The following is a 25,276-nucleotide window of genomic DNA, read 5'->3' on the forward strand; positions in this document are numbered from 1 at the left end:
CTGGCCGTCCGCACCTTTCGCATCGTCCTGCGGACATCCCGACACCCCGTCCGGAGGGCACCGTGCGCGTCCTGCTCGTAGCCAGTGCGTTCAACAGTCTCACCCAGCGCATCCACACCGAACTCCGCGCCCTCGGGCACACCGTGAGCGTGGAACTCGCGTTGGGCGACGAGCCGGTCCGGGCCGCCGTGGCCCGGTTCGGACCCGACCTGATCCTCTGTCCGATGCTCACGCGGGCGATCCCGGAGGACGTCTGGAAGGCGCATCCGGTGCTGATCGTCCATCCCGGGCCGATGGGCGACCGCGGGCCGTCCTCGCTGGACTGGGCGATCACCGAAGGCGCCGCCGAGTGGGGCGTCACCGTGCTGCAGGCGATCGCCGAGATGGACGCCGGACCGATCTGGGCGTCCGTGCCGTTCACCGTCCAGCCGTGCGGCAAGAGCGAGTTGTACCGCACCGAGGCCGCCGACGCCGCCGTGCAGGCCGCGCTGCTCGCGGTCGAGCGGTTCGCCTCCGGCACCTTCACCCCGGAGGCGCTCGACTACACCCGTCCCGACGTCACCGGGCGGCTGCGGCCCTGGCACACCCAGCAGGACCGCCGGATCGACTGGGCCGCCGACGACACCGCCACCGTGGTGCGCAAGCTGCGCGCCGCCGACTCCCAGCCGGGCGTGCTCGACGAGCTGTACGGCCGCGAGTACTTCCTGCACGGCGGCCACCCCGAGGAGCGGCTGCGCGGCGAGCCCGGCGCGGTGATCGCCACCCGGGACGGCGCGATCTGCCGGGCCACCGTCGACGGTGCGGTGTGGATCCCGCAGCTGCGCCCACGCCGCACCCCCGGCGGCCCGGTCACCTTCAAGCTGCCCGCCCAGCTCGCCCTCGGCGACCTGGTGAAGGCGGTGCCCGAATGGTCCGCCACGCCGGCCAGGGCCGGCGTCGAAGAGACCTGGGCGGAGCTGCGCTACCGCGAGGAGGGAGCCGTCGGATACCTCGAATTCGCCTTCCCCAGCGGCGCGATGAGCACCGATCAGTGCCGTCGGCTGCTCGCCGCCTACCGCGCGGCCAAGGCCCGGCCGACCAGCGTGCTGGTGCTCGGCCCGGTGCGCGACTTCTACTCCAACGGCATCCACCTGAACGTCATCGAGGCCGCCGCGGACCCCGCCGAGGAGTCCTGGCGCAACATCAACGCGATGGACGACCTGGTCGAGGCGATCCTCACCACCACCGACAAGCTCACCGTCTCCGCGCTGCCCGGAAACGCCGCAGCCGGCGGCGTCATGCTCGCCATCGCCGCCGACGAGGTCTGGTGCCGCGACGCCGCCGTGCTCAACCCGCACTACCGGCTGATGGGCCTGTACGGCTCCGAGTACTGGACCTACAGCCTGCCCCGCCGGGTCGGCGCCGAGGAAGCCGAGCGGCTCACCACCGCGGCCCTGCCGGTCGGCGCCGCCGAGGCCGCCGCGCTCGGCCTGGTCGACCGGGTACAGCCCGGCACCGCCGAGGAGTTCCGCACCTGGGTGCGCCGCCGGGCCGCCGAACTTGCCGGGGCGCCCGACCTCACCGAACGGCTGCTGGAGAAGAAGCGCACGCGGGCGGCCGACGAGGCGGTCAAGCCGCTGGCCGCCTACCGGGCTGAGGAACTCGCCCGGATGCGGCGGAACTTCACCGACCCCGACGAGCCCTACCACGGGCTGCGGCGGGCCTTCGTCCACAAGGTCTGTCCCACCGACACGCCCGCTCACCTCCGCGGCTGACGGGAAGCAGGAAACCCGGACGGTTGCGCGGGCCAACTTTTCGAACCGGCCCGCGCAGCCGTCCGTGGAACTGTTCGAGCCGACAATCGGAGCAGCCCGCTCCCCTTTGCGGACCGAACCACTGGAGGTGCGTCCGTGGCCCACACCACCGAGCCGGCGCTGCCCTTCGAGAGACGCCGCAGCCCGGACGAGGACGCGGCCCGCCGTGCCAACACCGCCTGGCTGAGCAGGCAGCGGCTGATCCCCGACGACGCGGCGATGGACCGCTACCTGGGCTGGAACCTCGCCGAACTCGCCGCACGCAGCTATCCGGACGCGCGCGGCGACGACCTCACCCTCGGCCTCGACGTGCTCAGCCTGTTCTTCCTGTTCGACGATCAGTTCGACAGCCCGCTCGGTGCCGACCCGGGCGCCACGGCACGGATCTGCCGCACCCTGACCGGGGTCCTCGACGCCGACCGGGCCGCCGCCGACGCGGCGCCGATGGTGCACGCCTTCGCCGACCTCTGGCAGCGCAGCCGCCGCGGCATGACCGCCGACTGGCAGCGCCGCGCCGCCGACCACTGGCGGAGCTACTTCCTCTCGCACGTCGTCGAGGCGGACAACCGCCGCACCGGCGGCCCGCTCACCGTCGACCGCTACCTGGAACTGCGCCGCGACACCGTCGGCATCCTGCCGTGCGTCGACCTCGGCGAGCGGATCCAGCACTACCGGATGCCCGAACGCGCCTACCGCGCCGCCGAGTTCAGCGCGTTGCTGGGGCTCGCCACGGAGCTCGTCGGGATCGCCAACGACGTCTTCTCGGTTGGCAAGGAGGCCGCCCTCGGCGACCCGCACAACCTGGTGCTCGTCCTGGAACGTGCCGACGGCCTGCCCCGGCCCGACGCCCTCGCCGCGGCCGCCGGCCTCGCCCACCGGAAGGCCGCCCGGTTCGCGGCCCTCGCCGCCGACCTGCCCGCAGTCCACCGCCGGCTCGCCCTCGACCCGGCGGAGCAGGACGCCGCCGACCGCTTCGTCCAGAGCCTGCGCGACTGGATAGCCGCCAACGAGGCCTGGGCAGCCCGCTCCGCCCGCTACCAGGCCACCTCCGCACCGGAGTTGACCGCGATCGGAGCCCGGCCGTGACCGCCGTCCGCCGCACCGCCCCGGCTGCCCGCACCACCCGCTACACCTGGGCCACCGCCCCCGGAGCCCTGCCGCTGGCCGGCCACCTGCTGCCCTGGCTGCGCGACCCGCACGCCTTCCTGCGCGGCCTGCCCGCCCACGGCGATCTGGTCGCCATCCGGCTCGGCCCGGTCCGCGCGCTGGTGGTCTGCCACCCCGACCTGGTCCACCGGATGCTGGTCGACGACCGCACCTTCGACAAGGGCGGGGCGTTCTTCGACCGCGGCCGCGAGTTCGCGGGCAACGGCCTGGTCACCTGCCCCTACCGCGACCACCGACGCCAGCGCCGACTCCTCCAACCCGCCTTCCACCGCTCCCGGTTGCCCGGCTACGCCGCCCTGATGACCGATCAGATCGACCGGACCACCGCCGCCTGGCGGGACGGCGAGACGCTCGACGTCGGCGCCGCCACCCACGAACTCACCTCCCGGATCGCCGGCGCCACCATGTTCGCGGTCACCGCGGAACGCGCCGAGCACCGCGAACTCGTCGACACCATGCGGGAAGTGCTCGGCGGCATGTACCGGCGGATGCTCACCCCCGCCCCGTTCGACCGGCTGCCCACCCCCGCCAAGACCCGCTACGACCGGGCCAACGCCCGACTGCGCGACTACGCCCACCGCTACATTCGCGACTACCGGCAGGCCGGCGTCGACCACGGCGACCTGCTGTCCCTGCTGCTGCACGCCGAGGACGGCGAGCGGCCGCTCGATCAGGACGAGATCTACGACCAGGTGGTCAACATGCTGGTCGCCTCCGTGGAGACCATGGGCTCGCTGCTCGCCACCACCCTGCGCACGCTCGCCCGCCACCCCGAGGTCGAACAGCGCCTGCATGCCGAATGCGACCGGGTCCTGGCCGGCCGACCCGCGACCTTCGACGACCTGCCCCAGCTCCCGTACACCCGCCAGGTCGTCGAGGAGACCCTGCGGCGCTACTCCCCGGCCTGGTTGCTCAGCCGGCGCCCGCCCGCCGACGCCGAACTCGGCGGGCACCCCGTCCCGGCCGGCACCAACCTGTTCTACAGCCCCTACCAGGTGCACGGCCGCGCCGAGCTCTACCCCGACCCCGACCGGTACGACCCGGACCGGTGGGCCGGACAACGCGAATCCCGCCCGCCCACCGGCGAGTTCCTGCCGTTCGGCGAAGGCGCCCGCAAGTGCATCGGCGACGGCTTCGCGATGACCGAGGCCGTGCTCGCCCTCGCCTCCATCGCCGCCCGCTGGCGGCTGCGCCCGGTCCTCGGCCGGCGCGACGCCTGGACCAAGGGCGCCACCCTCGCGCCCAGGGGCCTGCGGATGACCGTCCACGCCCGCTGACAGCTCGTCGGCGACCGGCTCCGTTCCCTCCGGCTCCACCCGGCGGGAACGGGGCCGACGCCACCTCCGAACTGACGTGCGCGCCGGGGATACCCTTCGGTGGGTCGGTTCTCGGGAGGATGTGGTCGTGGTGGTGCGGGTGGCGGCGGGGCAGTTCAGCTGTGTGCCGGGGGAGGTGGCGGCGAACGTCCGGCAGATCGCCGCCTTGGCCGGGCAGGCGCGTGACGCGGGCGCGGCGGTGCTGGTCACGGCCGAGCTGGCGCTGACGGGGTACGCGCTCGAGGAGATCGCCGCGGACCGGGGGTTGTGGGCGGGGCCGGAGGATCCGCGCCTGGACCCGGTGCGGGTATCGGGGGTGGCGGTGGTGGTCAACGGGGCCGCGCCGGGGCCGGACGGGCGGCCGCAGATCGTGAGCACGGTGTACGGGCCGGACGGCGCGGTGCTGACGACGTACGCCAAGGAGCACCTGTACGAGCAGGAGCAGGGGGTGTTCGCGCCGGGCGAGGGCGGCGGACGGTTCTCGCTGGACGGGGTGGGGTACTCGCTGGCGACCTGCTACGACAACCACTTCCCGGAGGTCAGCGCGCGGAACGCCGCCGCGGGGTGCCGGGTGCACCTGGCGAGTTCGCTGTACGGCACCGGGGGCGGGCGGGAGGAGCGGCGCACCGTGCACCCGGCGATCGCGAAGGCGACCGGGATGTACGTGGTGCTGGCGAACCACGTCGGCCCCGCCGGGCCGTGGACGGGCTGCGGGGGCAGCGCCGTGTGGGCACCGGACGGGGCCGTGCTGGCGGAGGCGGACGAGAGCGGGCCGCGACTGCTGGTGGCGGAGCTGGACCTGCCGCCGGCGGGCTGAGGGGGCGGTCAGCGGTAGTCGTCGTCCGGGACGCGGTCGGCGAGATCGTCCAGGACGGTGAAGCGGACCGCCTCGCGCAGGGTCTCCTCGGGGACGGCGTCGTCGAACTCGGCCTCCGCGTCGTCGTCCGGGTAGACCACGTGGACGGCGGCCTCCTCGGCGCTCGCGGCGTATCCGTCGCGGCCGACGTCGGTGCCCTCGGTGTCGATGCCGTCCTCCATAAGGCGGCCGGCCCGCGGGGACGGGCCCTCGGCCCAGCGGTCGTCGACCGTCTCCGGGAGCTCGTCCGGCTCCTCCTCGGCGAGCAGCTGCTCCAGGGACTCGCCGCGCTCGGCCTCGGACGGGGTGGTGCCGTACGCGGTCGCCCCGTGGTAGCCGTCCGCGGGGATCAGGCCGGTGTCCAGCGGGTCGTCCTCGAGCCGGTCCGTCAGCAGCGAATCGGCCGGTTCGAGAACGCCGTCGTCCTCGGCGGGTTCCGGGTCCTGGGCGTCCCAGTCGGTCATGTCAGCACCTGTCCTCGTCACTCGGGGTGAGGTCCAGCCCGCTTTCATGCTCGCCAGGGAGCGACCCGCCCCGCAACACGGGGCGGTGGGAGGGAGCGCGTCTTGACGCCGGGGGCGGGTGGGGCGAGGATCGCCGCGAGGTGTGTTAGGAAAGTTTACTAATTGGGGTTGCGGTGCGAGCGGACGGCTTCGGGCGCGGCGGTGGCGGGACGGTGCGGCTGGTCGCCACCGACCTCGACGGGACGATCGTCCGCAGTGACGGCACCGTCTCGGCGCGGACCGTCGCGGCGCTCAACCGGGCGGAGCGGGCCGGGGCGCGGGTCGTCCTGGTCACCGGACGGCCACCGCGGCTGATGGCCCCGATCGCCGCCGCGTTCGGTCACCGCGGCACCGCGATCTGCTCCAACGGCGCCTTCCGGTACGACCTGCGCACCGGCGCGGTCACCGCCGAACGGGCCATCCCCGCGGACGTCCTCGCCGAGGCGGCGACCCGCCTGCGCGCGGCCGTGCCCGGGATCGGACTGGCGGTGGAGTACGCGCACGGGCTGGCCGCCGACCCCTGGTACGAGGCGGGCGAGTGGGACGCCGACACCGTCGTCGACCGGGTCGGCGACGGAGAGCTGTTCGGGCGGGCCGCGCCGAAACTGCTCGGGCGGCACGCGACGCTCGGCGCCGACGAACTGCTCGCGCGGGCCCGCCCGGCCCTGGACGGCCTGGTCACCGCGTACCACTCCAACGGCGAGCGGCTGGTCGAGGCGATCGGCTTGAAGGTCAGCAAGGCCGAGGCCCTGGCCGAACTGGCCGCCGAGCACGGCATCGGCCCCGCGGAGACCGTCGCCTTCGGCGACATGCCCAACGACCTTCCGATGCTGGCCTGGGCCGGGCGGTCCTACGCGGTGGCGGGAGCGCACCCGGAGGTGCTGGCGGCGGCGGACGAGGTGGTCGGGGGGAACGACGCGGACGGGGTGGCGGAGGTGCTGGAAGGGCTGTTCGGAGGCGGGGAGCAGGGCGCCGGGCCCGGCGCATCCGGCGGTGGTGGGGCGTAGCGGCGGCGGGTCAGGTGGTGCGGTGGGCGGCGGAGGCGAAGCCGAGCCAGGTGTGGCGGTTGCCGGCCCAGCACCAGCCGACCTTGGGGGCGTCGCGGCGGGAGCGGCCGTCGCGGCCGGTGCCGTTGCTGATCCAGATCGCCGGGGTGCGGGCGTCCAGGGAGCGGCCGTCGGGCTTGGGGCGGCGGGAGCCGATGGTCATGAAGCAGCGGCCCCGTTCGAGCGCCTCGGGCTGCTGGAGCAGCCAGAGCAGGCCCTCGGTGAGCAGCAGCGGGGTGCGGTCGGCCGCGTGGAGGGCGGGGAGGGCCTCGTCGGGGCTCCAGTTGGCGAGGTCGTCGCCGCGCCGGACGTCCTCCAGCAGGTACGCGGGGGCGGCCGGGACGTCGAGGTCGGCGCGCGGGGCGAACTCGTCGACATCGGTCATGTCCTCGACCACGAAGCCCGGCAGGCCGGGGTGGGCGACCAGCGGCGCGAGGCGGGAGGCCGGGGCGGCGGCCGGGGGGAGGGCGAGCAGGCCGGGGCGGTCGGGGAGGACGGCGACGGCGGTGTGGAGCTCCGCGGTGGCCAGGCCGAGGGAGATCAGGCGGTCGGCCTGGGCGGGGAGGGAGGGAAAGGTGGGGGTGAAGGGCATGCCGCTCCTCGGGCCGGGGTGGGTGACGGGGGGTCAACGGGTTGTCGCGGTGCGGTGTTCCCCGCAGGGCTGACGGAGTGTCGGACGGCGTGGGGGGTGGGCCGGGCGCGGGCTTCGGCGGCGGTGGCGCGATGATGGGGGGATGGGAGTCAGCCAGGCTTGCTGCGGGGTGCCGTCCGCCCGGACCGGCGGGTGGGGTGGGTGGACGTGACGCGGGCCGGTCGGTGGGGGTTCGTCGGTCGGGAGCGCGAGCTGGAGCGGCTGCGCGCGGAGTTCGGCGCGGCGCCCGCGGTGGTGCTGGTGGAGGGCCCGGCCGGGGTGGGGAAGTCGCGGCTGCTGGCGGAGGCGCTGGCGGGCGAGCGGGCGCTGACCGGGTACTGCCACCCGGTGGCGCAGCCGACCGCGTACGGGCCGGTGCTGGACGCGTTGCGGCAGTGCGGTCCGCTGCTGCCGCCGGTGGCGCAGCTGCCGCCGAGCGCCGGGGCGCTGGCCGGATGGCTGCCGGACCTCGCCGGGCGGCTGCCCGAGCCGGTCGACGGCGGGGACGAGGCGTACCGGCTGGTGCAGGGCGTGCGGGCGCTGCTCGGCGCGCTCGGCCCGGTGGTGCTGGTGGTGGAGGACGCGCACTGGGCCGACCGGGCGACCCGCGAGCTGCTGCTGGTGCTGGCCCGCGACCCGCTGCCGCAGCTGACGCTGGTGGTGAGCTACCGGGGCGAGGAGCTGCCCGAGGGCGCGTCCGTGCTCGGGGCGGCGTACCGGCGTCCGCCCGGGGTGGCCGGCGGGGTGCTGCGGGTGGAGCCGCTGGACGAGGCGGCGGTGCTGGAGCTGGCCCGGGCGGCGCTCGGCGCGGCGGCCGGACCGGCGCTGGCGCGGGCGCTGTACGAGCGCGGCGGCGGCCTGCCGACGGCCGTCGAGGAGGACCTGGCGGCGCTGCGCGAGGGTGGCCCGCACCCCGACCCCGTCGCTGAGCTGACGGAACGTCAACTGCCGCTCGCAGTACGGGAGTCGGTCGCTGAGCGGCTCGCCGGTCTGGGGGAGTCCGCGCGGCGGGCGGTCGAGGCGGTGGCGGTGCTCGGCGAGCCCGCGACGGAGGAACTGGTCGCCGAGGTGGCCGACCTGCCGGCGCAGGCGGCGTCGGCGGGACTGGTGGAGGCGCTGCGGGCGGGCGTGCTGGCCGAACCGTCCGCCGCCCGGTACGCGTTCCGCTGGGAGCCCGCCCGGCAGGTCGCGTACCGGGCGGTGCCCGGGCCGGTGCGGGCCGCGCTGCACCGGCGGGCGATCGGGGCGCTGAACGGGGCGCAGCCGCGTCCGCTCGGCCGGATCGCCGCGCACACCAGGGCGCTCGGCGACCGGGAGGCCTGGTGGCAGGCGGCCGAGGCCGCCGCCGGACAGGCCGCCCAGCGCGGCGACACCACGCTGGCCGGTCCGCTGCTGCGCGAGCTGCTCGCCGACGCCGAACTGGGACCCGAGCGGCGCGGCCGGGCCGCCCGCGCGCTGTCCGCGATCGCCGCCAACGCGGCCGACGACACCGCCAGCACCCAGGCGCTGGCCGGGATCATCGCCGACCCCCGGCTGCCGGTCGCCGACCGCGGCGAGATCCGGCTCACCCTCGGCCTGCGGCTCGCCGTCCAGGGCGGCGACCGGGCCGGGTTCGCGCAGATCGAGCAGGCCGCCGACGAACTGGCCGAACGCCCGGCCAGGGCCGCCCGCGCGCTGGTCGCACTCGCCATGGACGAACGCGGCGGCGGAGGCAGCACCGCCGCATGGGAGCGGATGGCGAAGGCCGCCGCCGCACTCGAAGCCGAACCCGACGAGGAGGTCGCCGCCGCCTACCGGGCCACCCGGCTGACCTTCCAGGCCCGCGAGGGCGACCCCGCGCTGTGGCCGGAGCTCGACCGGCTGCCCCGCGACTCCACCAACCCCGAGGTCGTCCGGCAGACCACCCGGGCGCTGTACAACGTCGGCGACATCTCCCTGGACACCGGCCACGACCAGCGCGCCGGCCGCCTGCTCGCCGAATCCCGGGCGCTCGCCCGGCAGGCCGCCATCTCCTACCTGGAGTGCTACAGCCGGATCGCCCTGCTGCGCCTGGACGGGCACGCCGGGCGGTGGCAGGGCCTGGAGGAGCGGTTCGCCGCACTCGGCACCGAGTTCCCGGACGTCGCCATGGCCGGCGCCGAACGCGCCATGCTGCTCGGCCGGATGGCCGCCGCCCGCGGCATGCTCTCGGTCGCCCGCGCCGAGTTCACCGCCGCCGCCCGCTACGGCGAACGCGAGTCGCAGGTCACCGCGGGGCTGCGGTCCGCCGCCGGACTCGGCGCCCTCGACCTCGCCGAAGGCGACACCGCGGCCGCCGCCAAGGTGCTCGCCCCCGCCGTCGCCACCCTGCGGCAGGCCGGCGCCTGGGCGCGCTGCGCCGAACTGCTGCCGGTCGCCGTCGAGGCGTCCCTGGCGGTCGGCGACGAGGGCGCGGCCCGGCACCTCACCGAGGAGGCCGCCGAGGCCCTGCACGGCATCGACGCCCCCGCCGCGCTGGCCGCCCTCGACCTGGCCCGCGGCGTCCTGCTCGACGGCACCGACCCCGGAGGCGCCATCGAGGCCTTCCGGCGGGCCCGGGACGCCTGGCGGGCCGTCGGCCGCCCCTACGAGGCCGCCCGCGCCGAGGAACGCCTCGCCCGCGCCCTCGCCGAACGCGACCCGCAGACCGCCGCCGAACGCCTGGCCGCCGCGGAAGCCGCCTACACCACCCTCGGCGCCGCCTCCGACGCCGCGCGCTGCCAGCACATCCGGCGCGACCTCGGCCTCGGCCGCACCGCGTCGCCCGGCCGCCGCGGTTACGGCGAGGCGCTGTCGCCGCGCGAGCGGCAGGTCGCCGAACTGGTCGGGCAGGGCGCCAGCAACCAGGACGTGGCCCAGGCGCTGTTCCTGTCGCCGCGGACCGTCGAGCACCACGTGGCCAACGTGCTGCGCAAACTCGGCGTCGGTCGCAAGGAGGTGGCGGAGGCCCTGGCGGAGACCGAGAGCTGAGGGCCGTCGGGCTCTCGGGTGGCGGTGCTGACGAGGCGTCGGGGGTTTCGGGTGGCGGTGCTGACGAGGCGTCGGGGGTTTCGGGTGGCGGTGCTGAGGGGCCGTCGGGCTCTCGGGTGGCGGTGCTGACGAGGCGTCGGGGGTTTCGGGTGGCGGTGCTGAGGGGCCGTCGGGGGGTTCGGGTGGCGGTGCTGACGAGGTGGCGGGGGTTTCGGGTGCGGGCCTGACGGTGTGTCAGCGCAGGCGGACGGCCGTGGCGGCGGTGAGGTCGATGCCCGCGCCGCGGCGGTGGCGCAGGGCCGGGTGGGCCTGCGCGGTGGCCGCGGCCTCGGCGAGGGCCGCGGGGTGGGAGGCGGCGCGCACCGCGAAGGTCTGCTCGCCGCGGCCGCCGTCCGGCCCGCTGGTGGGCATGGTGACCAGCCAGAGCGGGAGTTCGGGTGACGGCAGCGGGCGGGGTACGGCGACGGCGAGGGTCATCGGAGGCTCCCTGGGGGAGGAGGCGCGGGGGAATGCTGCCAAGCAAAGCGCGGGGGCCCGGCGTGATCAATGCGTAGCGGTACCCAACCCGGGGCAGGAAGGGTGGGTAGGCGGGGCCCCGGCGTGCCGGTACCCAGTGTTCGGCGCGGACGATGGGTAGCGGCTACGCATTGATCGGGCCCGGCCGCAGCCGGTTTGCTTGGCGGTGTTCCGATTAGGCCCCCCGAACCGCCACGGAGGTCCCGATGACCCGCCGCGAACGCTTCCGCCTCTACGCCGAAGCGCACTTCACCGTCACCGACGAGCCGCCCGCCCGCTCCCGCTGCCGCGGCACCGTCGAGCGGCAGACCCGCCAGGCCCGCCTGGCCTCCCTCGCCCGCCTCACCCCGGCCCGTCCGGCCCGCACCCCGCACGTCCAGGACCCCTCTTACGGATCATGACGTGGTAGTCGGCTGGCCTGTGCTCGGCTCCTGGTCGTGGCTGACGCAGACGGCGACAGGAGGTACATCGAGCTCGACCCTGACGGCAGTTGGTCCGGTCGAGGCTGGATGTTCGTCATCGTGGCCGCGCCGACCGGCGTGATCTACCAGAACCAGGGCGGAGGATCCGATTGCATCCCGTACGAGCAGGAGGGCTATCTGATCCCCCTGCTCGGGCGGGACCTGGACCACGACTTGAAGGAGATCTTCGTCAAGGAGCTGAAGGGTTGGGGGAGCAGGGACGCCCGGTCAGGGGTGTCAGCTGATCCAGGGATCCTCCAGGACCGGGATGCAGGGGGAGAGCAGGGCGTCCCGGTGTTCGGTCACCTCGCCTCGGACGAGGCGGAGCACGCGGAACTCGTTGCTGTGCACCGGGTGTTCGTCGTCGTGGATGTACAGCACACCGAACGAGCCGGGGGCGAGGCGGCCGACCTCGCGGAAGAGGGCGGGGATCTCCGGATCGGCGTGGTTGCGGAAGCCCCCGAGATGAAGGAAGAGTTCACCGTTCATCCGCCGCAGCTGCAGCAGATCCGGGCTGTCGAGTGCGCGGATGCGCTCCTCCACCCGCGCGGCGGTCTCCGGCAGGATCAGGTCGTCCCACTCGTCGTCCTCGTCCGAACCGCCTGCGCTCATCCGCAGCGTGATCCACCCGTGGTATTCGAACATGCCGGGAGAATAGCCGGGATCGGCCGGGCGGTGACCGGCGCCCTCGGATCCGCTACGGACCACCTCGGCCTTCGGCGGCCCGTCCGGTACCCGGTGCGACGGGGTCCGGAACGGGGCGAACGGGAACGGCCCTACCGGGCGGCACGCGGCCCCGACCGGACCCTGCCGAGCAGTGCCACCGCCGGCTGGAGCAACGGGGCAGCCACGGGCACGGACAGCACCAGGGCGATCGTGGTCGCGCCGACGCCGTGCCACCACAGCGCTCCGACGACGGTGCCGGCCGAGGACCACCAGGCCCAGGCGGCGGCCGCGCCGAACCCGACGCCCACGACCAGGCTCGCCACCGCGTAGAGCGCGAGCCCCCGGTCCTGCCGGACGCCCTGCCTGCGCAGCACATCGCGCAGCGCGGCCATCGAGCGACCGAAGAGGTCACGGACGCCGAGGAGGTCGCACAGCAGCCAGTAGCCGTCCAGTTCGAGGACCGGCGCAAGATTGACCGCCACGGTACTCAGGCACAGGGCGCTTCCCCAGGTGCCGACGGCCACCCACACGGGCTCCGGGAACCAGTGGGTGGAGAGCACGAGCAGCCCGCCCAGTACCGCATCCGCGACCGACCCCGCGGCGGCCTGCGCGATTCGTGCTCGGCGGGGAAGCAGCAGGACGGCCGAGGCGTCCACGTAGAAGCAGGGCGCCCCCCAGTAGAGACCGACACCGACCACGCCGATGTCCCGTCCGTGGTGTGCCAGCACGAGGGCGTGCGCGATCTCGTGGATCACGATCAGGCCGAACGCGACTGCCAGGAGCACGAGTCCGGCCGGTAGCGGATCGAGCGCGGACACCGGCGCCGGGCCGGCGGTGTGCACGGCCGCGAGCACCAGGGACGGGCCGGTCAAGGCCAGCGCGCTCCACCCGACAGCGACCCGTACCCGCCTCGGGAGCAGGTCGGTCAGCCGGCGGACGATGCGGTGGGCGCCCATCACCTCGAGGCCGTCGGAGGTCAGGGCGACTCGCCGGACCCGAACAGGGGGTGAGTCGGCGAGGAATCCGTGGCCGCGAAGGCCGGTGATGACCTCCACCGCCTCCGGGCCGAACCGGCCGGAGAGTTCGTCAGCGGTGCGAGTGCCGTCGAGGGCGTCCAGCAACGGGAGCAGCCGGACGGGCAGCTCGCTGTAGGAACGGCCCGCCGGCGCGGCCAGCACCACGATGCCGTCCCGGTCACGCCGTTCGACACCGTCGGCCAGCCGGACGGTGGGCGGCGGAGCCGTCATCCCCCGGACACCGCGGGCGCCGCGGACACCGCGGACGCATTGGGCACCCCGGACGCGTCGGGCACGTCGGAAGCGTCGGGTGCCGGGGCCGGTCGCATCGCCTCCAACTGCTGCTCCATCGCCTCCACTCGACCGAGCAGGGCCTGCACGCAGGCCATCAGGACGCCGTTGGCGTCGACCATGTCGATCTCACGATCCGAGTGCCCGAGTCCGAACGCGCGAGCGAAATCCTGCGCCATCGGCCCCATGTGCCGCACCGAGTCGTGGTCGAAGCCGTACGTCCAGACGCTCAACGGCAGTTCGGCCAGCCGGGCCAGCACCTCCGCCGTGCTCTGCGGGGGCTCCACGAGTCTGCTGTTGCCACGCCGCCGGGCCAGCCGGGACCGGAACACCGACCAGGAATGGCGCAGCACGCTGGTGCGGACCGCCTCCGGCCGCGATCCGTCGGTGCGAACCCAGTCGTCCATCCGAGGTGCTGTTGTCATGTCGGCCACTCCAACGGGTCGGGCTCCCCAGCCGCCGGACCGCCGACGCGGTGGCCGAACGGCGGCTGGGGAGAGTGGGGTTACTTCGAGAGCGGCCGCACGTCGTGCTTGATGGCCACGTCGCTCTTGCCGCGGGTCTTGCGGGTCACGCCGAACACCGCGCGAGACCGCTCCGAACCACCGAAGAGACGCTGGAAGAGACGCATGACTTCCTCCTCACAACCACTGACCGGACGGCGCTCACCGCGCCGTCGGCGCTACCAACAGGCACGCGTACCAAGGGAAACGGCACCTACTTCGCGGCGGTTCAACCGGGGCCCAAACCGGATGGCGAGAGCGACCGGTGACCCGCTGCCGGGTCCGGCCGAGATCGCCCAGGTGTGGTCCAAGGGCAGGTGCGGGTTGACGGATCGTCAGGCATCGGTGTTGGTCGGGATGTGGAGGAGGTCGAGGAAGGCGTTGGCGGCGGGGGTGGGGCCGGTGAGGTTCCAGACCGCGGTTTCGACGCGGGCGGGGGCGTCGGTGACGGTGATGGTGGTGACGCCGGGGAGCTGGGGGGCGTAAGCGGCGGGGAGCATGGCGACGGCCAGCCCGGGGGCGACCAGGCGGGAGAGGTAGGCGGCGTCGGTGACCTCGAAGGCCACGTCGCGGGTGAGGCCGGCCGCGGCGAAGGCCTGGTCGGACTGGGCGCGGCCGGCGGAGCCGGCGGGGAGGTCGACGAAGGTCTCGGTGGCGAGGGTGCGCAGGTCGACGGTCGGACGGCCGGCCAGCGGGTGGTCGGGGGCGACGACGGCGACCAGGTGGCCGCGGGCGAGTTCGTGGACGGCGACGCCCGGCGGACGGGCGGTCGGGGGCAGGCCGAGGAAGGCGACGTCCAGCGCGCCCTGGCGGACCAGCTCGGCGAGTTCGTCGCTGGCGCCGACCCTCAGACTGATCCGCACCTGCGGGTACCGGGAGCGGAACTCGCGCAGACCCAGTGGGATGTCCACCGCGGTCACGGTCGGGATCAGGCCGACGGCGAGCCGCCCGCGGACCTCGCCGACCGCCGCGGCGACCTCGGCGGCCGCCCGTTCGGCCGCGTCCAGGCACTGCCGGGCGTGCGGCAGGAAGGCCTCGCCGGCCGGCGTCAGCCGGACCTTGCGGCTGGTGCGCTCGAACAGCCGGGCGCCCAGCTCCTGTTCGAGGCGGGCGATCTGGTGGCTGAGCGCGGACTGGACCACCAGGCAGCGCTCGGCGGCCCGGGTGAAGTTCCGGGTGTCGGCGACGGCGAGGACGTAGCGCAGCTGCTGGAGTTCCATGGATCCATCATGAACCACGATCGATGCGGTGAAAAACATGTGTTGGACTCATCGATCCGGTCGGGACCAGACTTCTCGACATGACAAGCCGACTCCCCGCCCCGGCCGCCCCGTCCGGCCGCCTCGGCACCCTGCCGCGCACCGCGATCACCGCGCTCGCCCCCGCCGTGTGGGGCACCACCTACCTGGTCACCACCCAGCTGCTGCCGCCCGGGCACCCGATGTTCGCCGGCCTGCTGCGCGCCCTGCCCGCCGGACTGATCGCACTCGCCGTCACCCGCGTCCTCCCGCGCGGCAGTTGGTGGGGCAAGGCGGCACTGCTCGGCATCCTGAACATCGGCCTGTTCCTGCCGCTGCTGTTCACCGCCGCCGAACGCCTCCCCGGTGGCGTCGCCGCCACGCTCGGTGCCGTGCAGCCGATGGTCGTCGCGCTGCTCGCCGTCGCCGTCCTGCGCCAGCGCCTGTCCGGACGCCGGCTGCTCTGGGGACTGGTCGGCGTGGTCGGCGTCGGACTGGTGGTGATCGGCCCGAGCGCCGGCCTCGACGCGGTCGGCGTCGCCGCCGGCCTCGGTGGCGCGGCCACCATGGCACTGGGCACCACCCTCACCAAGCGCTGGGGCCGCCCCGAGGGCGTCAGTCCACTCGCCTTCACCGGCTGGCAGCTCACCGCCGGCGGCCTGTTCCTCGCCCCGCTCGCCTTCCTGGTCGAGGGCGCGCCGCCCGCGATCGACGGTCGCGCAGCCCTCGGCTACCTCTGGCTCGGCCTGATCGGCGGCCTGCTCACCTACGCGCTCTGGTTCCAGGGCATCGCCGCCCTGCCGGTCACCTCGGTCGCCGTCCTCGGCCTGCTCTCCCCGCTGGTCGCCGCCGTCCTCGGCGCGGCGGTGCTCGACCAGACCCTCGGCCCGGTGCAACTGCTCGGCTTCGCGCTGGCGCTCGCATCGATCGTCGCCGGACAGCTGCCGGAACGGGCACGGACGGCGCGGGCGGAAGCGGTGCCGGTGCCGGTCGAGGCACCGACTCCGGTGGGGGAGACGGCAGTTCCCCGGTGAGGTCGGCGTGCGGGAGGCCGGGTGGCACCGGCCTCCGGAGCCCGGTGACCGGCCGCGACGGGTCGGCAGGCAGAATGCGGGACGTGCTCGAACTGACCTGCGACGACGAACTCCGTGCCGCCTCCGGCGACGACACCCTGCTGATGTGGGCCGCCCAGGGCTTCACCACCGGCGCCCGGGCCTGGGGCCACGGCCGCGCGGTGGCCGTGGCCTCGCCCGCCGTCTCCGGGCGGGACCGGATCGCGGTCCGGGGACCGGTCGAGGAGCTGGCACCGCTGCTGCGTGAGGTACTGCCGCAGACCGGTCCCGACTACCGACCGCTCGGCGACGCCGCCCTGATCGGCGAACTGTGCGCCGAGATGCGCGAGTTGGAGTGGCTCGGCACCTTCGGGTGGATGGACGCGGCGGGCGGCCCCGTCCAGGGCGCTCTCGGGCAGGCGGCGGCAGCCGGTGGCGCGCCGGCCGCGGAGGCGGAATCGGGGGCCTCCTGGCTGCGGGCCGAGGAGCTCGACGAGGCGGCCGAGTTGATCGACCGGCACTTCCCGTCCTCGTACGCCCACCCGCACCGCCCCGGCGCACGTGCCTGGGCCGGGGTGCGCGACGGGGCCGGACGGCTCACCGCGCTCGCGGCGGACGCCTGGGGCGCGCCCACGGTCGGGCTGCTGGCCGGGGTGGTCACCGACCCGGAGCACGGTCGGGGACGCGGCCACGGCGCCGCCGCCTGCGGACTGGTCGTCGGCGAGCTGTTGGAACGGACCGGGCGGGCCGCGCTGATGGTGGAGGCGGGGAACGACCCGGCGATCCGGCTCTACCGCCGGCTCGGCCTCGAGTGGCGCGAGCTCGCGGCGGCCCGGCAGCGCTGAGCGGGCCGGCGCTCCGCCGCCGCTGACGGCCGTGCACCGCCGAACGGCGCGGCACCGTACGCGGGCCGGGCGGCGAAGCCCGCGCCGCGAAGCCCGCGGCCGGCAGTGTCGGCGGCCGTCGCTACGTTGGCCGCATGAGTGAAGCCCTCAACGACCTGCGCCGGCTGCTGCCCTACGGTGAACTCGCCGCGGTGGCCGCCCTGTTGCCGCCCGGGCGGCTGGTCCACCCGGAGGACGAGCGCGACGCGGCCCCCGTGCTGTGGATGAGCGACGGCCCCGCCCCCGCCGGTCTCTGGGAGCGGCTCCACGAGGCGCACCCGGACAGCGGACTGTGGCCGCTGCTGCTCTGCCCGTTGCAGCGCCGGGAGGACGAGTTCCGGCCCTGGGACTCCGGCGAGTTGAACCCCAAGTGGGCCAGCGAGGTGGACCTGTACGACCCGGCCGCGCTGCTGCGCAGCGGCTGGGAGGGCGTCAGCACCCTCGGCGGCGACCCCGACGAGCAGCCCGACCCGGAGGAGAGCGCCGAACTGGCCGAGACCATCAGCCCGTTCACCGACGGCTGGCCCGGCCCGGCCGCCGCTCCCGCCCGGGTCGCGGACCCCGACCTGACGGCCCGTGCGCTCGCCGCCCGGCTGCTGGCCGGCGCTCCGTGGCTGCGGATCGGCCTGGTCCCGGCCGCCACCGGAGCGGAGGCGCTCACCGCCCTCGGCTGGACGGGGCCGATCAACCACGAGAGCGACGTCGCCAAGATCTCCGCGGTGCTGCTGGACTGGGAGCGCCGCTTCGGCACCCGGCTGGTCCAGGTCGGTTTCGCCGACCTGGAGTTGAGCGTCGCCGCGCCGCCCGCCGACCCGGACCACGCGCTGCACGTCGCCGCCGAGCACCTGGCGTTCTGCCCCGACAACATCCACCAGGGCGCCGGGTCGCTGGAGGAGTACGCCCCCGAGCTGATCGACGGCGACCACTGGACCTTCTGGTGGGACTGAGCCCGGCACTTCCCAAGGGCCTGACGGGCCGTCAATGACCAGGTAGGCCAGAACACCCGTGCGGGTGGAGATCGGCGGCCGGATTCACCACGCCGGGTGGTTTGGCCGCCGCCGGGCCGCGATCACGTCCCGGCGGCCCCCTACGGTGACGGGCGGAAACGCCAAGCCGAGGGGAACACCACAGATGACCGACACCACGACGTCGCCGGGAGCCGGCTCCCTGCTGCGCCGGACCCTCGGCGAGCAGCGGATCGCACTGGTGGCCTGGCGGCTGCTGGTGCTCCAGAACGCGCACCCCGCCGTCGCCGGCGGCGTCGGGCAGCAGTCCACGTACCGCAGCCACCCGTGGCGGCGGATCGAGCACACCATGGACAGCGGCCGTCGCCTGTTCTTCTCCGACCAGGAGGCCCTGCACCGGGAGATCCAGCGCCTCGAACGCAGCCATCGCCGGATCGTCGGCACCGACGAGCAGGGCCGCGACTACACCGCGCTCGACCCGGCCGTCCGGGTCTGGGTGCTGGTCACCCTGTACGAGGCGATGACCGCGCTGCACGAGCTCGCGGGCTCGCCGCTGCGACCGGCCGAACTCGACGTGCTGTACCGGGAGTTCCGCACCGTGTGTGCGGCCTTCGAGCTGCCCGACGAGCTGTTCCCGCCGACCGCGGCCGACGTCCCCCGGTACATCGAGCGCACCATCCGCGAGCAGTTGGAGTTCACCGGGGTGGCGCGGGACATGCTGTACACCGTGCTCACCCGGGCGCCCGCCCCGCGCCGCCTCGGCCGGCTGCGGGCCGCCTGGCCGGTGCTGCGAATCGTGGTGGCGCGCCTCCTCACCGCGCTCACCCTCGCCGACCTGCCGCCCGCCTTCCGGGCGAAGTTCGGCCTGCCGCGCACGCGTTCCGCGGCCGCGCTGTCCTGGACGGTGCACCACGGTGCCCGCCTCCTCGCCGCCCGGCTGCCCGACCGGCTGCGCTACCGCACCACCCCCGACGGCGTCCGCACCCGGGAGTCCGCCGGCGCCCGGGTGCCCCGACCCGCCCGGGCGCCGCGGTACGACACCCGGCAGGCCCGGATCGCCGCCTTCTTCCACCAGGTGATGGACCAGACCGGCGACGGCCGGCTCACCGCCGCCGACTTCCAGGCGATGGCCCACAACGTGTGCTGGCCGCTGGAACTCGACGACACCGCCGAGGCCGCCGTCCACACCGCCTTCGAGACCTGGTGGCACCACCTGCTCGCCACCACCGACGAGAACGGCGACGGCGAGATCTCCTGCGAGGAGTTCACCGCCGCCATGCTCCGCGGCATCGACCACGACCCCGACCACCTCCGCGACGGCCTGCACGTCGCCGTCCGGGCCATGTTCCACGCCGCCGACGTCGACCACAGCGGCATCCTGGACGCCGAGGAGTACCGCACGCTGTTCGGCGGCTCCCGCGTCCACCCCGCCGAACTCACGCACGGCTTCCGGCAGCTGGACGCCGACGGCGACGGCGGCATCACCGAGGAGGAGTTCGTCCGCGGCTTCACCGAGTTCTTCACCGCCCGCACCGACACCGTCTCCGGCACCCAGCTCCTCGGCCGCCCGTGAGCGCAGGTGCGGCAGCCCCGCTCGCGCCGTCCGGGGATTCCGGGGCGCACAGTGCGAGGTATCCGTGAAGATTTCGGGTCCACGCGTGGTGCGGGGCGTCCGGCGGGTAGCCGAGCGCTGTCATGCTCCATCGTCGAGCCCGAAAGGCTTCTGCCGGATGCGCGTTGCCACCAGCTGGTCCACCTCCGTCACCCTCCCCGAGAGCCCCCACCCGAGCGTCGCGATCGAAGCCGCGCTGCGCTACGACTCGGCCCTGCCCCACGCGGTGCGGCTGGCCTTCCCGCCGATGGCAGACCGCCCCGAACAGGAGTGGGTGTTCGGCCGCGACCTGCTGGACGAGGGCCGTCACCGGCCCGCCGGCGAGGGGGACGTCACGGTCGCCCCGGGCGCCCACGACGACATCCTGCTGACCCTGCGCGGCATCGGTTCCCGGGCCGTGATCAGGCTGCCCGCGGACGTGGTGACCGCGTTCCTGCGCGACTCCTTCGCCCTCGTCCCGGCCGGCCGCGAGCACGAGCACCTCGACCTCGACGACCTGCTCGACCGGCTGCTGCGCTGAGCCCGGCAGCCCGATGGCGACCGCCGTTCTCCGGCAGGGCTTGGAGGCGTGGCTGTTCGACCTGAAGGCCGTTGCGGAAGTGCCGTCCACCGGGTAATCCCGTTGATCACCCGTCGGCCGGCCGGGAGACTGTGCGCCGACTGACGAATGGCGTCCGCTCGAGGGCGCCCGGTTGACGGGAGAACGATGACGAAGTTCCGGCTGACGGTGACGCTTCCGGCCGCCGCGCAGGAGGACGTGGTGGCGGCCATCGGGGCGGCGCTGCGGCCGTTCGACATCAACGACGGGCCGGACGGCTACAACCCGGACGGCGAGTGGGACTGGTGGGCGATCTCCGGTGAACCCAACCTGGTCGCCCGGCCCGAGTGCGCCGCCGACCCGCGGCTGATCCGTCAGGACGCGCCGTCCGGGGGCGAGTCGGGGCCGCGGTGCGACGGCGGGCCGCGCGGCCTGCTCGACCTGGACGCGATGCGCGCGCTGCACGCCGCGTCGGCCGCCGCCACCTGGGCGGTGTGGGCACGGTTCGCCGCCGAACACCCGCCCGCGGAGCCGCTGTCGGCGATCCTGGCCCGCCACGGCGTGACCAGCTGGGGCGCCTCGCCGGAGCGGGAGGCGGCCCGCCGCGAACACCTCGCGCAGCCCCTGGTGCAGGCACTGGCCCAGTACGCCGTCACCGGCGGGGACCCGCACTACCCGAACAGCCTGGTGACCCAGGACCCGGTCGCGCTCTTCGCCGGCGAGGAACGGGAGTTCGTGGACCGGCAGGCCGCCGTCGCCGTCCCCACCTACGCCCTGCTCACCCTCGACGGCCAGTGGGCCGACCCCGCCAACCCCGCACCACTCGGCCCCGTCCTGCCCGGCGAGTCCGAGGCGGCCGCCTACTGGCGGCTGGCCGACGCGTACCTGCGCGGCCTGCCCGAGGACGTGCTGCTGGTGCAGGTGCTCTGCCACTGCTGACGGTCCGTCGGCACGTCCCGCGCGGTGGAATTGAACGCGTTCAGTACGGGGGTGTACGTTCGAACCGTGAAGTTCGTGATTCTCGGGGGGACCGGGCAGGTCGGAACGATGCTGGAGCGGGCGCTGCGGGCGGACGGCCACCAGGTGGTGATCCTCACCCGGACGCCGACCGCGCCGCACCACGTGGCGTGGGACGGCCGGACGCCCGGGCGCTGGGTCGACCAGCTGGACGGCGCCGACGTGGTCGTCAACCTGGCCGGGCGGACGGTGAGTTGCCGCTACACCCCGGAGAACCTGCGGCAGATGATGGACTCCCGGGTGGAGTCGGCGCGGGTGGTGGGCGAGGCGATCGGGGCCGCCGCCCGGCCGCCGCGGGTGTGGCTGCAGATGAGCACCGCCACCGTCTACGCGCACCGCTTCGACGCCGCGAACGACGAGGCGACCGGGATCATCGGCGGCGCCGAGGCGGGCGTGCCCGACTACTGGGAGTACAGCGTCCGGATCGCCCGGAACTGGGAGGCCGCGCAGGCCGAAGCGCCCACCCCGGCGACCCGGAAGGTCGCGCTGCGGGCGGCGATGGTGCTCAGCCCCGACCGCGGCGGCGTGTTCGACGTGCTGTCCCGGCTGGCCAGGCTCGGCCTGGGCGGCCCCGTCGCGGGCGGCCGCCAGTACGTGTCCTGGATCCACGAACGGGACTTCGTCCGGGCCGTGGACTTCCTGGTCGCCCGCGAGGACCTCGACGGGCCGGTCAACCTCGCCGCACCGAACCCGCTCCCGCAGCGCGAGTTGATGCGGGAGCTGCGCCGCACGCACGGGGTGCCGGTGGGCCTCCCGGCGACCCGGTGGATGGCGGAGGTCGGCGCGTTCGCCCTGCGGACGGACACCGAACTGCTGCTGAAGAGCCGCCGGGTGGTGCCGGGGCGCCTGCTGGACGCCGGGTTCGCCTTCGACCACCCGCACTTCGGCGCGGCGGCCCGCGAACTGGTCGGACGCCGGCGCGCGGTCGCCGCGGCGGGCAGAGCCGAGCCCACCGGGGCGGGCCGAGCCGAGCCCTCGGGGGCGGGCTGAACCGCGGTCGCCGTGGTGGGCTCAGCCGCGCTCTCCGGGGCGGGCTGAACCGCGTGTGCCGGGGCGGCGAAAAGGCGGTGCCGGGGTGGAGCGGGCCGGGGCAGAATCGGCGTATGGCGGACATGGGGACGTTCCGGGACGCGGTCGTCGGCTGGGCGGCGGGTGAACCCGGCGGAGCGGCCGAGGAGTTGGCCCGGCGGCTGCGGGTCCGCACGGCGGTGCTGCTGGAAGGGCCGAGCGACCGCGCGGCCGTCGAGACGCTGGCCGCGCGCCACGGCCGGGACCTCGCGGCCGAGGGGGTGTGCATCGTCCCGATGGGCGGGGCGATGACCGTCGGCCGGTTCGCCGCCCTGCTCGGGCCGCCCGGGCTGGGCCTGCGGCTGGTCGGGCTGTGCGACGAGAACGAACAGGGCTTCTACCAGCGCGGCCTGGAGCGGGCCGGGGCGCCCGGCGACGGGTTCTTCGTCTGCGCGGCGGACCTGGAGGACGAGCTGGTCCGCGCGCTGGGCGTACCGCGGGTGGAGGACATCGTCCGCGCCGAGGGCGACCTCGCGGCCTGGCAGACCTTCGGACGTCAGCCCGCCCAGCAGGACCGGCCGCCGGAGCGGCGGATGCGGCGCTTCCTCGGCACCAAGGCGGGCCGCAAGATCCGCTACGGCAGCCTGCTGACTGAGGCCCTCGAACCCGACCAGGTCCCGGCGCCGCTGCGGGGCCTGTTCCGGCACCTGTGACGGGCAGCGGGATGCGGGCGGCCGCGTGGGTGTACGCGACAAATCCGGCGACGTCGGCGGTCATTGCCCGGATACTGGTCGCCCATGGATGAGGTCGAAGTCGTCGTCGCCCATTCCGAGCGCGCGACCCTGCGCGTCGGCGACGTGTTCCTGAAGGTGGACGCCGATCAGGCGCGGATCGACGTCGAGGTCGAGGCGATGGCCCTCGTGCCGGTCCCGACCCCGAGGGTCCTGTGGCGCAAGCCGCCCGTGCTCGCGATCTCCGCGCTCCCGGGGGCGCCGCTCGGGCGTCTCGGCGGCCCGTCGACCGGGTCGCCGGCGGCGTGGGCCGCGGCGGGCGTCGCCATCCGGAAGCTGCACGACGCACCGCTGCCGCCCTGGCCGGGCAGGGCCGGGCGGAGCATCGCCGCGCTGGCGGCGGAACTCGACGACGAGTGCGAGGCACTCGTGGCGAACGGCGTCCTGCCCGCCGACCTGGTCGCCCGCAACCGCCAGGTCGCCGAGGCCGCGCTCCGGCCGTGGACCCCGGCGTTCACACACGGCGACCTGCAGATCGCGCACGTCTTCCTCGGCGGCGAGGAGGTCACCGGCATCATCGACTGGTCCGAGGCGGGCCAGGGTGACGCCCTGTACGACCTCGCCACCTTCACGCTCGGACACGAGGAGCACCTCGAGGACGTCATCGCCGGCTACGGCGCCGACATCGACCTCGACGTGATCCATGCGTGGTGGTCGTTGCGGAGCCTGCTGGCCGTTCGCTGGCTGATCGAGCACGGCTTCGACGCCTTCGCGCCGGGCTGTGAGGTCGACGTGCTGAGATCCCGGATGTGAGGCGGCGCGGCGGCCGACCGTGGATCGGTGGGGCGCGGGGGCGAGTGTACGGCAGCGCGTGTGGCGGCCGCGGGGGCGCTGCCGGGTGGTGATAGGAAGGTGGAGCGGGGCGTCGGCCGGTGGTTCGGGCGGGGCATCGTGGATCGGTGTGACGGCAGGCCGGTGGGTCGTGGCGGCGGGAGGAACGCGGTGGTGCTGAGGGCCGAGCTGTTGCCGCCCGCGGTGGACCGGCGGCGGCTGGACGAGACGGAGCGGGAGATCGGCCGGATCGAGGAGCTGGTGCGCAAGGACGACGCGTCGGCGCCCGCCGAGATCGCCGCGTTCAACGCGCGGACCGGACACACCTACCTGGCCGTCGACTTCGCCGCGTACGAGGGGAGCCGAAGCCTCGCGGCGTTCGCGCTGGAGGCCGCCCGCCCGGCCCGGCCGCGGGTCGCGGGGGTGACCAGGCCGGAACTGGTCGAACTGGTCCGCCTGGTGCAGGCCGCCGGGCCGGAGAGCGCGTGGTACCTGCGGGCGCTGCAGGCGAACGTGTCGCACCCCCGGGTCGCCGACCTGCTCTTCCACCCGCCGCTGCGGCTGCGCCACGCCTCGCCCGAGCGGATCGTCGAGGAACTGCTGCGCTACCGCTCCCTCGCGTTCTGACGGGCCGTCCGCCCGGGCGGCCGGCTCACACCGGCCGGGCGCCCTGCGGAGCCAACTGGTTGGTGGTGCTCAGGACCTGGCCCTGCGTCTTCGCCCCCGTCGAGCGGCGCAGCTCGCCCACCGCCGGATCGGCCAGCGACACCGTGAGGGTGTACGGCGCCGGGCCGCTGACGGTGTTGTGCGCGTCGACCGGGAACGCCAGCCCGTTGCTGAGCGCCTCCGCGTCGATGCCGGGGCAGAGCGCCGCGGCCGGGAGGACGAGGCGCGCCGCGGTGCCCGCGTCCGTCACCCGCACCTGGCCCTGCGGGGTGCGGACGGTGTCCTGACCGAGCGTCACCGGCAGGCCGTACGCGGCCGCGACCAGCCCGTCCGGGCCCTCGATCTCCACCGCCACGCCCTCCTTGCCGAGCGGCGCGGCCAGGTCCAGCGGCTGCGCGCCGCCCGCGGTGATGACCAGGTCGAAGGTGAACTCCGCCGGGGCGCCGCTGCTCGCCCGGTAGCCGTACGAGGAGAAGACCAGGCCGGGCCCGGGCGCCCCTTGCACGGTGACCGAGGCCGCGGCGTCCGCGAAGTGGTGGTAGCCGTGCTCCCCGCACTTGCTGCCGACGAAGGTCCCACCGTCGGGCAGGGCCGCGTCCGAGGCCTTGCCGGGCTTGCCCGGCAGCGCGGTCGAGTGGGTGCCGATCACCGGAGCGCCGGCCCGCGACGGTCCGAATATCAGACCGCCGACCACCGCGCCGACGATCAGCAGCGCCAGCAGCATCGTCCAGCGCTCGCCCCGGCTCAGCTGCCGCAGCCTGGTGAACCGTCCGCCGGAGCGGCGCTTCGCCGGACCGTCCGACGCCCAACGCCGCCCGCCCGGGTCGACCGGGGCCTCCCGGCGCCAGCGGGCGGTGAGCATCCGGGTGCGCGCGGACGGCTCCGTCACCGTGGCGGAGCGGACGAAGTCCTCGTCCAGGACCAGACCCTCGAACGGGTCCGGGTGCTCGGACGCGTCCGGCGCGCGATCATCAGACATTG

The 25,276-nt window shown here is 75.0% G+C and carries 26 protein-coding genes and 1 pseudogene; 18 read left to right on the forward strand and 9 right to left on the reverse strand.

Features of this window, described 5'->3' with window-relative positions; genetic code table 11:
• Positions 1–62 precede the first annotated feature (62 nt).
• From ACWD4U_RS09645 to ACWD4U_RS09660, 4 genes are all read left to right on the forward strand, one after another.
• Positions 63–1,754, forward strand: coding sequence for a hydrogenase maturation protein (locus ACWD4U_RS09645; RefSeq protein ID WP_363450677.1), 1,692 nt, complete (start codon positions 63–65; stop codon positions 1,752–1,754).
• 135 nt (positions 1,755–1,889) lie between these two features.
• Entirely contained in the window at positions 1,890–2,879 is a 990-nt protein-coding gene (locus tag ACWD4U_RS09650; RefSeq protein WP_363450675.1) for a terpene synthase family protein, read from the forward strand.
• On the forward strand, positions 2,876–4,237 hold the full coding sequence (locus ACWD4U_RS09655) for a cytochrome P450 (RefSeq protein ID WP_363450673.1): 1,362 nt from the start codon (positions 2,876–2,878) through the stop codon (positions 4,235–4,237). The genes ACWD4U_RS09650 and ACWD4U_RS09655 overlap by 4 nt, the downstream gene beginning before the upstream one ends.
• 133 nt (positions 4,238–4,370) lie before the next feature.
• Positions 4,371–5,093, forward strand: a complete 723-nt coding sequence (locus ACWD4U_RS09660; protein ID WP_363450704.1) for a carbon-nitrogen hydrolase family protein — start codon at positions 4,371–4,373, stop codon at positions 5,091–5,093.
• An 8-nt stretch (positions 5,094–5,101) separates the two neighbouring features.
• Here ACWD4U_RS09660 and ACWD4U_RS09665 read toward each other — a convergent pair whose 3' ends face one another.
• Positions 5,102–5,596 (reverse strand): DUF5709 domain-containing protein, encoded by a 495-nt coding sequence (locus ACWD4U_RS09665; protein WP_363450671.1) that lies wholly within the window; start codon positions 5,594–5,596, stop codon positions 5,102–5,104.
• Positions 5,597–5,769: 173 nt separating this feature from the next.
• Between ACWD4U_RS09665 and ACWD4U_RS09670 the strand changes: the two genes are divergently transcribed.
• Positions 5,770–6,642: an HAD family hydrolase gene (locus ACWD4U_RS09670; protein WP_363450669.1), complete on the forward strand. Its 873-nt coding sequence runs from the start codon at positions 5,770–5,772 to the stop codon at positions 6,640–6,642.
• A 10-nt stretch (positions 6,643–6,652) separates the two neighbouring features.
• Here the strand turns inward: ACWD4U_RS09670 and ACWD4U_RS09675 are convergent, their stop codons facing one another.
• Positions 6,653–7,273 (reverse strand): DUF5701 family protein, encoded by a 621-nt coding sequence (locus ACWD4U_RS09675; RefSeq protein WP_363450667.1) that lies wholly within the window; start codon positions 7,271–7,273, stop codon positions 6,653–6,655.
• 201 nt (positions 7,274–7,474) lie between these two features.
• Between ACWD4U_RS09675 and ACWD4U_RS09680 the strand changes: the two genes are divergently transcribed.
• Complete coding sequence (locus ACWD4U_RS09680) at positions 7,475–10,300, forward strand: AAA family ATPase (RefSeq protein WP_363450665.1); 2,826 nt, start codon at positions 7,475–7,477, stop codon at positions 10,298–10,300.
• Between the two features lie 234 nt (positions 10,301–10,534).
• Here ACWD4U_RS09680 and ACWD4U_RS09685 read toward each other — a convergent pair whose 3' ends face one another.
• The gene (locus tag ACWD4U_RS09685) at positions 10,535–10,777 is read right to left on the reverse strand and encodes a hypothetical protein (protein WP_363450663.1); all 243 of its coding nucleotides are present in this window, start codon (positions 10,775–10,777) and stop codon (positions 10,535–10,537) included.
• A 245-nt stretch (positions 10,778–11,022) separates the two neighbouring features.
• On the opposite strand from ACWD4U_RS09685, the gene ACWD4U_RS09690 reads away from it, so the two are divergent.
• Positions 11,023–11,217 carry a hypothetical protein gene (locus ACWD4U_RS09690; RefSeq protein ID WP_363450661.1) on the forward strand — a complete coding sequence of 65 codons (195 nt, stop codon included), beginning with the start codon at positions 11,023–11,025 and terminating at the stop codon, positions 11,215–11,217.
• Between the two features lie 108 nt (positions 11,218–11,325).
• Positions 11,326–11,490: pseudogene (locus ACWD4U_RS09695) on the forward strand (DUF6210 family protein); the annotation flags it as partial.
• A gap of 24 nt (positions 11,491–11,514) precedes the next feature.
• On the opposite strand, the gene ACWD4U_RS09700 reads toward ACWD4U_RS09695, so the two are convergent.
• The 5 genes from ACWD4U_RS09700 to ACWD4U_RS09720 all read right to left on the reverse strand — a co-directional run bounded on the left by ACWD4U_RS09700 (position 11,515) and on the right by ACWD4U_RS09720 (position 14,973).
• Entirely contained in the window at positions 11,515–11,922 is a 408-nt protein-coding gene (locus ACWD4U_RS09700; protein ID WP_363450659.1) for an Imm7 family immunity protein, read from the reverse strand.
• Between the two features lie 131 nt (positions 11,923–12,053).
• The gene (locus tag ACWD4U_RS09705; protein ID WP_363450657.1) at positions 12,054–13,190 is read right to left on the reverse strand and encodes a hypothetical protein; all 1,137 of its coding nucleotides are present in this window, start codon (positions 13,188–13,190) and stop codon (positions 12,054–12,056) included.
• On the reverse strand, positions 13,187–13,675 hold the full coding sequence (locus ACWD4U_RS09710) for a hypothetical protein (protein ID WP_363450655.1): 489 nt from the start codon (positions 13,673–13,675) through the stop codon (positions 13,187–13,189). The genes ACWD4U_RS09705 and ACWD4U_RS09710 overlap by 4 nt, the downstream gene beginning before the upstream one ends.
• A gap of 80 nt (positions 13,676–13,755) precedes the next feature.
• Positions 13,756–13,881: a hypothetical protein gene (locus tag ACWD4U_RS09715; protein ID WP_363450653.1), complete on the reverse strand. Its 126-nt coding sequence runs from the start codon at positions 13,879–13,881 to the stop codon at positions 13,756–13,758.
• A gap of 207 nt (positions 13,882–14,088) precedes the next feature.
• A complete protein-coding gene (locus ACWD4U_RS09720; RefSeq protein ID WP_363450651.1) occupies positions 14,089–14,973 on the reverse strand; it encodes a LysR family transcriptional regulator in 885 nt (294 codons plus the stop codon).
• An 80-nt stretch (positions 14,974–15,053) separates the two neighbouring features.
• Between ACWD4U_RS09720 and ACWD4U_RS09725 the strand changes: the two genes are divergently transcribed.
• The 10 genes from ACWD4U_RS09725 (at position 15,054) to ACWD4U_RS09770 (ending at position 24,256) form a co-directional block, all read left to right on the forward strand.
• Positions 15,054–16,025, forward strand: a complete 972-nt coding sequence (locus tag ACWD4U_RS09725) for an EamA family transporter (protein WP_363450649.1) — start codon at positions 15,054–15,056, stop codon at positions 16,023–16,025.
• 83 nt (positions 16,026–16,108) lie between these two features.
• Complete coding sequence (locus ACWD4U_RS09730; protein WP_363450647.1) at positions 16,109–16,888, forward strand: GNAT family N-acetyltransferase; 780 nt, start codon at positions 16,109–16,111, stop codon at positions 16,886–16,888.
• Between the two features lie 134 nt (positions 16,889–17,022).
• Positions 17,023–17,874, forward strand: a complete 852-nt coding sequence (locus ACWD4U_RS09735) for a DUF4253 domain-containing protein (RefSeq protein WP_363450645.1) — start codon at positions 17,023–17,025, stop codon at positions 17,872–17,874.
• A 184-nt stretch (positions 17,875–18,058) separates the two neighbouring features.
• On the forward strand, positions 18,059–19,465 hold the full coding sequence (locus tag ACWD4U_RS09740) for an EF-hand domain-containing protein (RefSeq protein ID WP_363450643.1): 1,407 nt from the start codon (positions 18,059–18,061) through the stop codon (positions 19,463–19,465).
• 157 nt (positions 19,466–19,622) lie between these two features.
• Complete coding sequence (locus tag ACWD4U_RS09745) at positions 19,623–20,024, forward strand: SsgA family sporulation/cell division regulator (protein WP_363450641.1); 402 nt, start codon at positions 19,623–19,625, stop codon at positions 20,022–20,024.
• Between the two features lie 186 nt (positions 20,025–20,210).
• The gene (locus ACWD4U_RS09750) at positions 20,211–20,981 is read left to right on the forward strand and encodes a hypothetical protein (protein WP_363450639.1); all 771 of its coding nucleotides are present in this window, start codon (positions 20,211–20,213) and stop codon (positions 20,979–20,981) included.
• Positions 20,982–21,047: 66 nt separating this feature from the next.
• Positions 21,048–22,049: a TIGR01777 family oxidoreductase gene (locus tag ACWD4U_RS09755; RefSeq protein WP_363450637.1), complete on the forward strand. Its 1,002-nt coding sequence runs from the start codon at positions 21,048–21,050 to the stop codon at positions 22,047–22,049.
• 113 nt (positions 22,050–22,162) lie between these two features.
• Positions 22,163–22,780: a TOPRIM nucleotidyl transferase/hydrolase domain-containing protein gene (locus ACWD4U_RS09760; protein WP_363450635.1), complete on the forward strand. Its 618-nt coding sequence runs from the start codon at positions 22,163–22,165 to the stop codon at positions 22,778–22,780.
• A gap of 84 nt (positions 22,781–22,864) precedes the next feature.
• Entirely contained in the window at positions 22,865–23,611 is a 747-nt protein-coding gene (locus ACWD4U_RS09765; protein WP_363450633.1) for a phosphotransferase family protein, read from the forward strand.
• A gap of 189 nt (positions 23,612–23,800) precedes the next feature.
• Complete coding sequence (locus ACWD4U_RS09770) at positions 23,801–24,256, forward strand: hypothetical protein (protein ID WP_363450631.1); 456 nt, start codon at positions 23,801–23,803, stop codon at positions 24,254–24,256.
• 25 nt (positions 24,257–24,281) lie between these two features.
• On the opposite strand, the gene ACWD4U_RS09775 is transcribed toward ACWD4U_RS09770, so the two are convergent.
• Entirely contained in the window at positions 24,282–25,274 is a 993-nt protein-coding gene (locus ACWD4U_RS09775; RefSeq protein WP_363450629.1) for an SCO2583/SCO2584 N-terminal domain-containing protein, read from the reverse strand.
• Positions 25,275–25,276: the final 2 nt, after the last annotated feature.

Source organism: Kitasatospora sp. NPDC002522, assembly GCF_053595195.1.